The 13,823-nt window shown below is 47.9% G+C and carries 14 protein-coding genes and 1 other RNA gene; 7 read left to right on the top strand and 8 right to left on the bottom strand.

Translation table 11 applies throughout. The features are described 5' to 3' along the window. Positions 1–9: 9 nt before the first annotated feature. From thiI to ezrA, 3 genes are all read right to left on the bottom strand, one after another. Positions 10–1,227, bottom strand: a complete 1,218-nt coding sequence (gene thiI, locus ACRYI5_RS03860) for a tRNA uracil 4-sulfurtransferase ThiI (protein WP_448224351.1) — start codon at positions 1,225–1,227, stop codon at positions 10–12. A gap of 40 nt (positions 1,228–1,267) precedes the next feature. Continuing rightward, positions 1,268–2,419, bottom strand: a complete 1,152-nt coding sequence (locus ACRYI5_RS03865; protein WP_448224352.1) for a cysteine desulfurase family protein — start codon at positions 2,417–2,419, stop codon at positions 1,268–1,270. A gap of 150 nt (positions 2,420–2,569) precedes the next feature. Next, positions 2,570–4,279, bottom strand: a complete 1,710-nt coding sequence (ezrA, locus tag ACRYI5_RS03870) for a septation ring formation regulator EzrA (protein ID WP_407879793.1) — start codon at positions 4,277–4,279, stop codon at positions 2,570–2,572. A gap of 197 nt (positions 4,280–4,476) precedes the next feature. On the opposite strand from ezrA, the gene ACRYI5_RS03875 reads away from it, so the two are divergent. The 7 genes from ACRYI5_RS03875 to ACRYI5_RS03905 all read left to right on the top strand — a co-directional run bounded on the left by ACRYI5_RS03875 (position 4,477) and on the right by ACRYI5_RS03905 (position 9,094). Further along, positions 4,477–4,947 (top strand): GAF domain-containing protein, encoded by a 471-nt coding sequence (locus ACRYI5_RS03875; protein WP_448224353.1) that lies wholly within the window; start codon positions 4,477–4,479, stop codon positions 4,945–4,947. A gap of 196 nt (positions 4,948–5,143) precedes the next feature. Beyond that, positions 5,144–5,752, top strand: coding sequence for a 30S ribosomal protein S4 (gene rpsD / locus ACRYI5_RS03880; protein ID WP_407879797.1), 609 nt, complete (start codon positions 5,144–5,146; stop codon positions 5,750–5,752). A 131-nt stretch (positions 5,753–5,883) separates the two neighbouring features. After that, positions 5,884–6,354, top strand: a complete 471-nt coding sequence (locus ACRYI5_RS03885; RefSeq protein WP_448224354.1) for a YueI family protein — start codon at positions 5,884–5,886, stop codon at positions 6,352–6,354. Between the two features lie 136 nt (positions 6,355–6,490). Next, a complete protein-coding gene (locus ACRYI5_RS03890) occupies positions 6,491–7,804 on the top strand; it encodes a replication-associated recombination protein A (RefSeq protein ID WP_448224355.1) in 1,314 nt (437 codons plus the stop codon). A gap of 51 nt (positions 7,805–7,855) precedes the next feature. Continuing rightward, positions 7,856–8,043, top strand: a non-coding RNA gene (gene ssrS, locus ACRYI5_RS03895) — 6S RNA. Positions 8,044–8,172: 129 nt separating this feature from the next. Further along, positions 8,173–8,448, top strand: a complete 276-nt coding sequence (locus ACRYI5_RS03900) for a hypothetical protein (protein ID WP_407879802.1) — start codon at positions 8,173–8,175, stop codon at positions 8,446–8,448. 154 nt (positions 8,449–8,602) lie between these two features. After that, the gene (locus ACRYI5_RS03905) at positions 8,603–9,094 is read left to right on the top strand and encodes a universal stress protein (protein WP_448224356.1); all 492 of its coding nucleotides are present in this window, start codon (positions 8,603–8,605) and stop codon (positions 9,092–9,094) included. A 112-nt stretch (positions 9,095–9,206) separates the two neighbouring features. Here ACRYI5_RS03905 and ACRYI5_RS03910 read toward each other — a convergent pair whose 3' ends face one another. From ACRYI5_RS03910 to ACRYI5_RS03930, 5 genes are all read right to left on the bottom strand, one after another. Beyond that, the gene (locus tag ACRYI5_RS03910; RefSeq protein ID WP_448224357.1) at positions 9,207–10,076 is read right to left on the bottom strand and encodes a helix-turn-helix domain-containing protein; all 870 of its coding nucleotides are present in this window, start codon (positions 10,074–10,076) and stop codon (positions 9,207–9,209) included. A gap of 44 nt (positions 10,077–10,120) precedes the next feature. Next, entirely contained in the window at positions 10,121–10,639 is a 519-nt protein-coding gene (locus ACRYI5_RS03915; protein WP_448224358.1) for a GNAT family N-acetyltransferase, read from the bottom strand. Between the two features lie 176 nt (positions 10,640–10,815). Next, positions 10,816–11,361 carry a DNA-3-methyladenine glycosylase I gene (locus tag ACRYI5_RS03920; protein WP_448224359.1) on the bottom strand — a complete coding sequence of 182 codons (546 nt, stop codon included), beginning with the start codon at positions 11,359–11,361 and terminating at the stop codon, positions 10,816–10,818. A gap of 236 nt (positions 11,362–11,597) precedes the next feature. Continuing rightward, positions 11,598–12,731, bottom strand: coding sequence for a D-alanine--D-alanine ligase family protein (locus tag ACRYI5_RS03925; RefSeq protein WP_448224360.1), 1,134 nt, complete (start codon positions 12,729–12,731; stop codon positions 11,598–11,600). Between the two features lie 105 nt (positions 12,732–12,836). Then, positions 12,837–13,820, bottom strand: coding sequence for a DUF2785 domain-containing protein (locus ACRYI5_RS03930; protein ID WP_448224361.1), 984 nt, complete (start codon positions 13,818–13,820; stop codon positions 12,837–12,839). Between the last annotated feature and the right edge of the window lie 3 nt (positions 13,821–13,823).

A 13,823-nucleotide genomic window follows, 5' to 3' on the forward strand; every position in this document is an offset into this window, starting at 1 on the left:
ACTAACGACTTACAGCAGCTCGGCGAATACGTCAGCCTGCTGATTCAAGAATGTGTCTCCTGGGCGAATCTCGGTCATCTTCACGCCGGCCAAGGCTTCTTCCAGTAACCCATCAACGTCGATCCGCTTTTCAAATTCACGGGTCCGTTCGAGGTTGGGTTTTGTTTTTGGTGCTGGTGGCGCAAAAATTGTACAACAGTCTTCAAAAGGAAGGACGGACAAATCAAACGTATCAATTTGCTTGGCAATGTCGATAATTTCGTTTTTATCCATCGAAACCAGTGGCCGTAAAATTGGCATCGCCGTCACATCATTAATGGCCATCATGCTTTCCATCGTTTGTGAGGCAACCTGGCCCAGTGATTCGCCGTTAAAAATGCCCAGTCCATGACGTTTTTCGGCTAACGCAACGGTCAACCGGAGCATCATGCGCCGTTGAATGGTCATCAAATACCCTTCTGGCACCTTTTCCTTAATTTCTTCTTGAATCTTGGTAAACGGCACTTGAATAAACCGAATTTTCCCGGTGTATGGCGTTAACTTACTGGTCAATTCCATTGCCTTATCCAGCGCCTGTTGACTGGTGTATGGCGGACTAAAGAAGTGCACCATTTCGACCTGAACGCCCCGCTTCATGGCAAGGTAGGCGGCAACTGGTGAATCGATCCCGCCAGATAACATCATCATCCCTTTACCGGCAGTTCCGACTGGCATTCCCATGGCGCCATCAAACGTCTCACTGGACAAAAAGATCCCGTTGTTTCGGACTTCGACCCGCAACGTTAAGTCAGGGTGTTTCATTTGGACATGAATGTCGTCAAACGCGTTTAAAATAACGCCCCCAACGTGGTCATTCATCTCGTACGTGCTTAACCCGAAGTGGTGATTGGACCGGCGGGTATCGATCTTAAACGTCATTCCTGGTTGGTACTGTTCCGTGACCATCTTAACGGCCATTTCATCCACCAACTGTTGATCCAAATCAACCTTTACGGATGGCGAGTAGTTCTCGATCCCGAAAACATTGCTCAGTCGTGCCATCACACCGGCAGAGTCAGCACCATTTAACGTTAAGTGCATCCGGTCATGATCTGGATGCACCTTCACGTCAGGGAAGTCGTGAAGCACGCCACGGACGTTACTCCCAAGTCGGTCAATAAATGACTTTCGGTTTTTTCCCTTGGTGGATAACTCGCCGTAGCGAACCATAATTTCATCGTACTGCATGGACAATCCTCCTTTAATGTTGAACGGCTAATCGTTCATTTTATGAATTAATTTTTTTAAACTGTTCGTATAATTGATCAAAGACCTTGTTAAACGTTTCCGCTTCGGCCAGCGTATTCTTTTCGTCGAGACTCACCCGAACGGCACTCGTAGACACATCATCAGCAACGTGCATTGCTTTTAATGTGCTGGAAGCCAAGTGCTTTTTCGATGAACAAGCACTGGTTGTTGAAATGTAAATATCATGGTCTTCAAACGCGTGCACAATTGTTTCACCACGGACACCCTCAATCGCAAAACACAAAATGTGCGGTGCAAAGTGGTCATCATTATCCTGTGAGAACAGCGTGACCTTGGGAAAATCCTTAATGTGATTTAAAATCTTCGCCCGAACGGCTCGTTCAGTGGCCACGTGGGTTGCTTCATCCGTCAGTAAAAGCCGCAGGGCCCGGGCCATTCCAGCAATTGCTGGGAGGTTTTCAGTCCCACTCCGAAGGTTGCGTTCCTGCCCACCACCGGTCATTAACGGCGCCAATCGCTTGCCTGAACGCGCGTAAATGAACCCGATGCCGCGTGGTGCGTGAAATTTATGCCCGGAAAAGGTAATGAAATCGACCCGGTCATTAAAAATCAGGTCTGAAATCCCCTTACCAATGCCTTGAACCGCATCAATATGGAAGTGAATGGTTGGGTAGGGCGTCAGCACATCAGCAATTTCAGTCAGTGGTTGAATGCTACCAACTTCATTATTAACGGCCATTACTGACACTAAAATGGTGTCTGGCCGAATCGCGGCCTTCACATCAGCTGCTGATACACGGCCCTCAGCGTCCACGGGGAGGTACGTAATCTCGTAGCCAAGCTGCGCTAACTGTTCCATAGAATTGTGGATGGCTGGGTGTTCAACCGCGCTGGTAATGATGTGGCGACCAAACGCCCGTTTTTCCATCGCCGTGCCCTTAACGACCCAGTTATCCCCCTCAGTCCCACCACTCGTGAAAAGAATTTCACTCAGATGAACACCAAGTAAGTCGGCAATCTGTTGCCGTGATTGTTCCAGCAGGTTGTAGGCCTGCTCACCAAAATTATGCAAAGACGACGGGTTGCCCCAAATGCTCTCACTCACCTTGGTATAGGTCGTCAGAACAGATGGATCCACTTGTGTTGTTGCACTGTTATCAAAGTAAATCATGTTGTCCCTTCTTCGTTTAAAATTCGGTTCGACTCGAGTTAAAAACTTGAATCAGTATAGCACGTTTTCGCCCAGTCACCTAGCGTTGGTCCTGCGGGTTAGTTTCCAAACAAAAAAGGCGGTCTTAACGCACCGTCTTCTTTGCTCCAGCTATTCCTGAACACCTTGTGAACCATAGTAGTTATTTTCAATTCGCTTGTAGGCACCAGGTTCAACCTGATCCAACGCGCTCGCCATCGTTTCCAGTGCCTCGGCATACCGATACTGTTGACCAAACTCACGTTGGGCCTTCGTCCAGGCCGTTGCCATAATCTCGTTATTTTGCCGGTAGCGATTGGCATACTGCATGAGTTGTTCAGCAAGCAGCGCACTGTCCCGTAAGTCCTGACTCTTTTCATTTAAGGTCGACATGTCCGCTTGGATCATCACCAATTGTTTTGTAATGTCTTCCATATTAATCCGAGTCCGACTTAACGACTTCCCAAGCTTTTCAACTTCGTCACTGACCACGTAGAAATAGTCCAAGTAATCCTCAGGCAATCCGGGCAGATTTAACCCCTCAATTTGGCGCTTGATCGTGTGCATTTGGTTGTCAAACTGTTGGAACCGGTCCCGGGCGGCCTTTTCATGAGTTCCGAGATCCTGGATGCTTGTGTTGATCTGTCGTTGTCGCTGTTCAATGTTTCTCAACGCCTCCAACTGAGCCAGCTGATGCTTCGCAACCGTTGAAAAACTAACGGTGTGGGTCACAAGCCCGTTTTCATCCGTTTGCTGTTGTTCAACCACCCGTTGAATTTCGTCAGACATCGATTTAGCGTTGTTTTCCTCACCATGATCCAACACGTAACTTTGGCTCAACCGATCAATTTCAATTTGGAGCGCATGATTTTGCCGTTGTGCATGAACAACAAAATCGTGAACCTCTTTTTGCTGTTTGCCGACCGTTTCCTTGGCCGTCATTTCTTGCTCCATGACGTCATACAGCGCATCGATCTGTGCCGCAATGTCTTTATTTGCTGTCGTAACTGTGGTCAGATCTAAGTTCGCCAGCTCCTGGGTCGCCGCTTGGATTTCATGACGAGCCTGGTTGACCTGCCCCAATACATCAACATGATCAAACACATAATTTTGAGCGATCAACTGTTGATACCCTTCGGTAATATCATTCAGCTGATCGTTAAACCCAGTCTTTAAGTCATCATACAATGCCGGAATCGCCGCAATCAGCTGTTCCAACGCGTCCGTATCTGTCGTTAGTTGCTCTAGCACTGCTTGTGCCGCAACGTGGTCACCTTGACTTGATAACGTTGTGAACTCATCAAACTGGTCTTCTAGCTGTGCTAACTGTGCTTCTAACTGATCAATACTGGGACCAAAGCTCAGGTTCTGCGATAGCAACACCTTCCGAAGATCCTGATACTTTTTCTCCAACCGGTCAACGGCTTCATGGTGTTCTTGGTCGACCTTTTTTAACTCGATCAATCCGTTGTGAACGTGTTCTAACCGTTCTTCCGCTAAGGTTGCGAGCTCCTCAGCCTGTTTTTGTTCGTTGTGTGTTTTAACGAAGTTGATGCCACGAACATCTAGCGTCACTTCATCAAGCGTGCGGTTTAACGCTGGTAACGTCCGTTCCATGACGTCACGATATTCCTCAATGAGGCTATCAAACGCCGCCAATGATTGGCCCGTAAGGCTCATTTGTCGACCAGCCTCGACCTGATCCCCCACGCCCAGCTGTTGTAAGTCCACTAAGCGATCACGCAACACACTCACCTTGTGCGTTGTGATCCGTTGAAAGGCAAACACTGAGCCGTATAGAATAACTGCTAAAACAACAATCCCAATTAACACTTGAATCATTATGCACGTCCGTCCCCGTTCGCAAGCACGAATGACTTGCTTTTTTGAATAAAATCTTTACACTTTATGTCATTATTTGACCTTTCGATCAGCTAATGAACGATACCTAATTAAAAGTATAGCATAGCGGGTTTTAGCCGTTAGGTTACGTTTACATGACTTTATCATTATCTTAGAAAATCTGGAGGCCTCATCACATGAATTCTTCCTCACCATCGCTCCTTGTCCAACAATTGGACGCCTTACTCACGGACGAACACGACACCATTGCCAATCTGGCCAACGCGTCAGCACTCCTGATGGAAACTGTCCCTGACCTGAACTGGGCGGGCTTTTACCTCTACCATAAGGCTGATAACGAATTGTGTCTCGGCCCATTTCAGGGACGGGTTGCCTGCGTCCACATTCGCCCAGACCGTGGTGTGTGCGGGGCTGCCTTTACCAGTCAAACGTCACAACGGATTGCAGACGTTCACGCCATTGCCGATCACATTGCCTGTGACGCTGCTAGTAACGCCGAACTGGTCATCCCCCTCACGAAAGATCATGTTCAGTTTGGTGTCCTCGACCTCGACTCACCCACACTGAACCGATTTAGTGCGGATGACGAAACAGAATTAACTGCTTTTGCCGCGGTGTTAATGCGCCACCTTGACATAACGGCGTAAAGCACGGTATACTGTTCCAGTTGTAAAATTTGCAGCAGTAGGTGGTAAGCTCGTCAACAGATTGGTGCTGCGCCGTCAGGTCAGTTCAATTAGTAACCGGGGCTGCTCCGGTGAACCTTGCAAAGCGATCTGCACGAATACCGAACCTACACTTCGCATCTTTTACTCCAAACAAATTATTTGGAGGACATACAATATGTCACGTTATACAGGTCCTTCTTGGAAGATCTCACGTCGTTTAGGCGTTTCTCTTTCAGGAACTGGTAAAGAATTAGCTCGTCGCCCTTATGCTCCTGGTGACCACGGCCAAGGCCGTCGTGCCAAGATTTCAGAATACGGGATGCAATTACGTGAAAAGCAAAAGTTGCGTTTCACATACGGCATGAGCGAACGTCAATTTGCTAACCTTTTCCTTAAGGCTGGTAAGATCCGTAAGGGTACTCATGGTACTAACTTCCTCGTTCTGCTTGAACGTCGTTTAGACAACGTGGTTTACCGTTTAGGTTTGGCAACAACTCGTCGCCAAGCACGTCAATTGGTTAACCATGGTCACATCACTGTTGATGGCAAGCGTGTCGACATTCCTTCATACGAAGTTAAGGTTGGCCAAGAAATCGCCGTTCGTGACAAGTCAAAGAAGATGGTTATTATCCAGGCCGCTGTTGAAGCCGTTGTTGGTCGTCCTTCATACGTTGAATTCGACGCTGACAACTTAAAGGGTTCATTGGTTCGCCTGCCAGAACGTGAAGATCTGGATGCTGAAATTGACGAATCATTAATCGTTGAATACTACAACAAGTTGTAATTTCCTGTTACACCTTGTTACAAAACCGTTGCCAACTGGCAACGGTTTTTTGTTTGCGTCGGCCTCGCCGTTTGTTCCAAACGGAATGTGCTATACTAACAACATCAAGGAGACAGGAGGCTAGTTTTTTTATGGCTGATAATCAACAGAACACAGGTGACCCCAATCAACGGCTATCAAACGCAATGTACGGGACCCCAAAAATCAATCCCGATGAGCAACGCCACTACCTCGGGACTTTTCGTGAGCGTGTTGCCCTGTCCATGACCGTTGCCCAGTTAGAAAGTGGCGATTATCTAACGGCCCTCGGAACAGATTTAGAACAGCGTGACGAAGCAACTCACACCATTTTTCTAAATGGTAACCTTGGTCAGGAGGCTCTTGGCCCCTACATCCGCCTCGCCACGATGCATGCTGTCGCGTTCACCATCAAAAATGATCCGCAATACAAAACGGCACCAACTGATCTTGCCCTTGTCATCGCAGCCAAAAAGGCCATTGATGTGGACCCGATCGACATTGCCTTAAAGTATCCAGCGGCAACAACTCAATCACAGGCGCCATCATCACAACCTTCCTTTTGGCACCGCCTGTTTAAATGACGGCGCCCTCAATTAGATGACTAACGCCTAAGCGGCTGACTTCCTCGTTCAGGAAATCAGTCGCTTTAATTCACCACTTCATTAATCATCGATTTATTTTCAGTCCACACTATTTCTGATTGGAGGAACTTCATCCATGCAACCCCTCGCCTACCGAATGCGACCAAAGCGCATTGAAGACATCGTTGGGCAACAACACCTGGTTGGTAATGGCAAAATCATCAGCCGAATGGTAAAAGCAAAGATGCTTTCATCCATGATTTTGTACGGCCCACCGGGAACCGGCAAAACCAGTATTGCAAGTGCCATTGCTGGGTCCACAAAATATGCCTTTCGAATGCTCAATGCCGCCACTGACGGTAAGAAGGAACTACAAATCGTTGCCGCTGAGGCTAAAATGAGTGGGACGGTCGTGCTCTTACTTGATGAAATTCACCGGCTCGATAAAACTAAGCAAGATTTTTTACTCCCATTGCTGGAGAGTGGTGCGATTATTTTAATCGGGGCCACCACGGAAAATCCCTACATTAACATTAATCCGGCCATTCGCAGCCGAACCCAAATTTTTGAGGTTCACCCCCTTACCCCAGCAGACATCACGGTCGCCATTGATCGGGCCTTAGATGACACTACAAACGGACTTGGAAACATTAACGTTCACCTTGAGGAGAATGCGAAACAGCACTTGGCCACGACGACAAACGGTGATTTGCGGAGTGCACTAAATGCGCTCGAACTCGCCGTAAAGTCCACAGATCCAGATGAGGATGGCGTAGTGACCATCACGCTCCCAATTATTGAAGAATGTTTGCAACGAAAGGCCCTGTCCGCTGATAAAGTTGGCGACGCCCACTATGACGTCATCTCTGCGTTTCAAAAATCGATTCGTGGTTCCGACACGAACGCGGCCCTTCACTACATGAGCCGTTTGGTCGCTGCTGGCGATCTGACGATCATTTGTCGCCGGCTCCTTGTGATTGCTTATGAGGACGTCGGTTTGGCTAATCTTCAAGCGGCGACCCACGCCGTTGCTGCTGTAACCGCGGCACAACAGCTTGGTCTGCCCGAGGCCCGGATTCCGTTGGCGGATGCAGTCATCGAACTGTGCCTGTCACCTAAATCCAATTCCGGCATCAATGCCGTTGATGCTGCCCTTACTGATGTCACTGCTGGTCATGGTGGCGCTGTTCCGGACCACCTGAAGGATGCCCACTATCAAGGGGCCGCAGCACTCGGTCACGGCACTGATTATCAATTTCCTCATGATTATCCAAACGACTGGGTCAAGCAGCAATACCTACCAGACATGCTCAAAAACGCCGTGTACTACCAGCCAAAGCAAAATGGTCGGTTTGAAACTGCCTTCACTGAACAGTATCAAAAACTCATGGCGGCAAACGGTCACCCACTGACTCAGTCACCGTCGTCAACTAATCATTCTGATAATTAATTTTCAGGCGGTACTAATTGCACGAATTGATCTTTCATGCTATTCTGAGAATGAAATCTAAGGTGTACGCAAGGCTCAACTTACAGTGTTGCCTTACAGTCTTACTACTTTGGGTGCTACTCTAGTCCTGCTGCTGATAAGCCTTTTCTCTTGGTAATCAAACGCACGAACAGCAGCGCCCACCTGCGTTGTCGCGGGTCAACTCTGAAGAGCCGGTTGTCGGCACCACTAGTTTTCTTCAAAGTTCATACTTTGAGATGCCATCCTCCTAGAGGGTGGTTTTTTTAGTCACTGCCCATTCCATGACAGCCGTCACTACCGTCTTCTGCAACAATCCGTTATAATTAAGCTTCATTAGGAGGAACTTCATGGCAATCAAATTATTAATGGCACTTTTTGCACTCGTTTTATTCGTCCTGAGCGGTTACTTATGGCTGCACAGACAAAACGGTTTCTTACTATTTACCACAGACCGGCATCCAGAAATCGCCGGGATCCTTAACTTCTGGGCCATTGAACTGCTCGTGGCAGGCTTGCTTGCCGTTGCCGGTATGTTCAGTTTTTCCGTCATGATCGGCGCCCTCATTGTCGGCTGTTTATCTGGGATGGGACTTGGGCTAACGTTAGTCCACTTTTTAAATTAGCCAATCTTTTTTAACAAAAAGCGGTCTTTTGTCCCCTTACATGATTTAAAAAAACATTTTTTACACACCCTGCCCACAAATGCAGCGCTTTCACTTTTGTTTTTCATGATTTTACAGTAAAATAAATGTAGAAAGATAAAGGGGAGTGAAGCTTATGGCACAACAATACAAACGCATTCTGGTTCCAATCGATGGTTCGCGTGAAGCCGAATTAGCATTCAAGAAAGCGGTCGCTGTTACTAAGCGTAATGGTGAAGATGCACAACTGCACCTACTGCACGTTGTTGACACCCGTGCCTTCCAAAACATTTCCAGTTTTGATACCACCATGGTTGAACAGGTAACCGAAACTGCCAAAAAGACACTGGATAAATACGCAGCCGAGGCTAAGGACGCCGGCATCAAGTGTGATTACTCCATCGAATATGGTGCCCCTAAGTCATTGATTGCTCAGGAAGCACCAAAGGAACTGGGGACTGATCTAATCATGATCGGTGCCACTGGGCTTAATGCCGTTGAACGTTTACTGATCGGTTCTGTTACTGAATACGTCACCCGGGCCGCAATCTGTGACGTGCTGGTTGTTCGGACTGATTTGAGTAATCAACCCGTCTCCGCAACTGAAGGCGCTAAAGCAACGAAATAATCCATTCAAAAGGTGAGGTTTCTTCCCCACCTTTTTGTTTGCACAAAAACACCCGTTCTCGATGACCATTGCCTTCGAGAACGGGTGTTTATCAATTTACAGACCGCGGTGCTTAAAGCGCCAACGGCGGAATTTGATACTTAGAAACATTTTGTGTCACACTGGTTAATAACTTTTTATTATTCGTCACCACGGCCAGTGCATACGCAATGTACAAATTCTTTTGCGCTGCCACCTTATCGGCCAGTTCCAACTGACTAACTGCTTTGGTTTCGTACACTTCTTCCAGTAAAAACAAACTGTGACCAAGGTCACTTAGCTGAATCGCCTTGTCCATTAACACTAACGCGCGCTGGTGGTTTCCGATGTCTTGCAAAAATCGGGCCGCCCGTAGCAAGGTGTAGATTTGATCCTGGACTAAATCATAACTATCGGTATCAAACGACTTTAAGTCTGCAATGGCCTGACTGATAAAGAGTTCACCCTTATCCATGGCACCTTTATCAGCGTATGCTAACCCCAAGCCAACGCGGGCCATGACTGTATACATATCCTTAGTCCGACTCGCATATTCGTTTAGTAGCATCCCAAAATTAAAGATCGCCTCATCCGCATCATGGTGGACGAGCAATTGCAGTTCACCATGATAATAGTAGTACGCCTTAAATTGATCATCTTCTGACAACCGCTGCAACTTAACCGTTGCTAGCCGCGTTGCCGCCCCATCTAGATCCTGGCACCGGATCAACTCACCAACTTGGCGAAAAACCTGTGCCGTCTGGTCATCTGTTTCAATGATCACATCTGCCAGCTGGATGCCTAACCGGCCACATAGCTTAAGCAGGATTTGCATACTTGGAATCTTGTTTCGTTTTTCAACTAAACTAATGGTTGCTTGGGTACAGATGCCCTTTGCCAACTCTTTTTGGGATAGTCCTCTGGTCTTTCGATATGCACGTACGCGTGCTCCTAAAATTCTCATCTTATGCCTCGTCTTGATTGCAACAGACGGGGCATTTTAGTTTGTTAACTCAACCAATGTTCATATGCGCATCGTGGTGCATTGCCATCAACATAGATGGTTCCACAGGCAATAAACCCGCAACGCGTTAAAATTGTCTGCATTGCCACATTATCAGCATGCGTGTCGACCCGGATGCTTAGCCCTGGTTTGGTTTGTCGCAACCAAGTTATCATGTGGGTCAATAGTTGCTCGCCCACATGCTGCCCATGAAACGCACTGGCAACGGCCAGCCGATGAATGGTCGCATAATCACCGTTATGAAGCCAAGCGCCCCGTTCAATCAACTGGTAGTTTGGCTCCTCGCCCACAATCATTGCGGCAACGGCCATTATTTGATCGGCACTGGTGAGCACAAACAAATGCCCCGCCGTAAGGTCAGCCAACATATCCGTTCGCATGGGGTAGCCATCCTGCCACTGATTAAAACCAGCACGGGCGATTGCCTGTTTGGCCGCCTGAACAATCACCATTATTTGATCCAGATCGGCTTCAGTTGCCCGTCGCAATTCTCCTTGCCCCAATTGAACACCTTCTTTACTCGTGGTTGTCGCATCAACATTAGGTTTTGGCAAACATCAACGACCGTGGGTCAAAAACCACGGCCATCAATCATTTTGATCACTTGCTTGCAACACCGTGTGTCAGAACGGCTCCTGTTGCATACATGATTATTATGCCGTTATTATTTTCCCATGTTTTAGGAAATTCGTCCAGTGGTATGGCTAGATAAAAATATTTCTTGTCGACGAAAACACTGGTGGTCATGATCGTTAATAAACCCACTGGCCTGTAGAAAACTGCGGGTCGCCTTTTGTCCAAGCCCTTGGAGCCCCCACTCCTTAAACTGCGTACAAACAACGGTCACTAAGCGTGGGGTGTCTAACCCAACCTGTCGTTGAAGCCGCCACAAGGTTGTTGCCGGTGAAACCCCAGCTAACCGTTGGTCCTGCCACACCCGGGCATTGTGGATCACCGCCGCCAATTTACGCCGGTTGCGAATGACCGTGGGGGTGGTTAAGTACATCATCTGATCAACCTCGGTGAACGCCGCCAGGACATCCACATCAAATGCCGCTAACGCTGCTTTTAATGCCGGCCGCCGTTTTAAAATGAGTTGCCAATTCAACCCCGCCTGAAAAAGTTCTAAACTCAAGCATTCGAACAGCGCCTGATCATCTTCCACTGGTACGCCCCACTCTAAATCATGATACACACAGTTGCACACTCTTTGTTGCCCATGCACAGCGTTCCATCTGCCGGTTCCTCCCGCAGTTATTTGTCACTATCTAAGACATACGGGAAACTCGTGGCATTATTTCTAAACTGTAAAAATTTGTGCGCGCTTGTAAAGATAACCGCTCTGGCATCCACGCCACAGCCTAGAACCATTCGGGCAAATTAAAACGACTGCTTTCCCGAACATTCAGGAAAACAGTCGTTTCTTTAGTTTCATTAACGCACTCGGCTAAGCACACATGGCTAGTTATACTTCTTTTCACCAACGTGTTCAGTTCCTAATTCTGTGAACGAGTAACTGATGGACTCGTTTCGTTTGAACTCGGCCAAACCGTAATCAATAATTTCATCAATCAGGGATGGATAATCAATCCCGGAAACACCCCACATTTGTGGGTACAGACTGATGTTGGTAAAGCCTGGCAACGTGTTTGGTTCGCTGAGGTACGGAACCCCATCTTGTGAAACCAAGAAATCGATCCGGGCTAACCCCTTTAAGCCAAGGGCGACGTACGCATCCAGCCCCATCTTGGTAATTTCATTTGCAAGTGATTCTGGCAGGATCACTGGTAGTTCAAACACAATGCCACTGGCATCCACGAACTTGTTGTTATAGTCGTAGAACGTGTCAGAGTCTGGCACCCGAACGGCCCCAAGTTTTGACGCACGGGGATGTTCATTACCAAGAATCGAAATTTCGATTTCCTGTGGATGATCGACCGCTTCTTCAGCCAGGACTTTGAAGTCATATTGTAGAGAATCCGCCAAACCAGCGTCAAATTCTTCTTTGGTTGACACCTTGTGAATCCCCACGGATGAGCCTTGGTTAGCAGGCTTCAAAAACATCACCCGGCCAACCTTTGCAGCAACCGTGTCGTAATCCATCTGGTCCTTGTTTTCAGGGGTAATCACCACGTACTCCGTGTTGCGGACGTGCGCTTGGTTCAGGATCCGTTTAGTCATGTCCTTATCAAACGAGACGGCGGATGCTAACACATTACTTCCGATGTAAGGCTTCTTCAGGAGCTTAAACAACCCCTGAATGGTCCCATCTTCACCAAGATTTCCATGGATAACGGGATAGAACAAATCGATGTCCTTCACTTCGCTAAGCGCCAGCACTGGTGCAAGTGGGTTAGATTGATCAATCTTCGGTAGTTCTTCGGCCACAACAACGTCTTCAGGTTCACCATCGAAAATCCGGTGTGATGCCTTGTTTCCTAGTAAAACGCCATCCTTGGTGAACATAAACAGGCTAACGTCGTACTTATCCTTGTCCATGGCATCGTAAATGTTGTGCGCAGAACGCTTTGAAACGTCATGCTCTGAGGAGTTACCACCAAATAATAACGCGATGTGCAACTTTTTCTTGTCCATAAAATTCCTCATCCTATTCTTCGCTTTTTAATCGGTCTGTTGATAGAACCTTAAGTATACCAGACCGAACCCGAAACGACCAAAAAACCGCCGCATAAACTTTAGTTACGACATAAAGTCCCGTTCCACTTCGAGTGCAGCGGTAATGGCCTCTGGATAGTCATCACGCAACAACATGGCGGTCGCCAACCGGGAACGATTGAAGAGCTTATTCCACCCTGCCTCCTCTTTTGGCTGTGGTTGATTGCTTAACACGGCCCGCCACTGGTGCCACTCTTGCAAAAAGGCCTGGGTGTATAAATCGTTCATGTTTAGAAGCGTTGCAAAATAAGCAGCGAGACGCCGATTTTCACCAGCAATCAGCGGGGTTCCTAGCCGCCGGTACTTCCGCAGTAAGACCACCATCATGAGCAGTTTGTCCGCCCGACTTAATAACTGACTTTCTGCCAGCTCATCAAGCATGTTGCCAATGTGGGTGTACGCGTGCGCCCATCCCGTGGTGCCGACAAACCCACGTGTATCGTCCTCAAGGGCCATGTAGGTCAACACTTGATCAACCAGGCGGTCCATCATCTCAGGCGTCATAAACGCCGTCCCGACCCGATCAACATAGACGAATAATGACAGCACCATCATGGCAAATGACCGCCCGTAGATCCCGTCATTAGTGGGCTCCGTGATGTGGTCAAAAAGAACTTTATCCTGCAATAACGCGTTCATCACCAACCGCATCTGGTCAGCCGTTAACACGTGTTGTTGCACGGCGTCATTCAAAAAGTAATAAACGCCCTGGTCTCGCACCGTTAGATCAGTACTTCCCAAATGACCAAGCAACATTAGCAACTGCTCGTCTGTCACGCTATCTAAGGTGCCGCTTTGGAGCTCACGGTTCAACGTTGCCACCAGGGCACGAATCCCGTCCTCATCATCAGGGAGTGTCACCGGCGTTGCATCATTATGTGGTGCTGCTGCCAAAACATGGGCAACCCGGCTCCCAAGTGATTGATAGATCGTTCCGGCCTGTAACTGTTGCCGAAGGTCTTGTAACGCCTGTCTAACCACCGTTACCTGTTTTAACTCCTCTGTCATCTT

It is taken from the genome of Furfurilactobacillus sp. WILCCON 0119 (assembly GCF_053471565.1).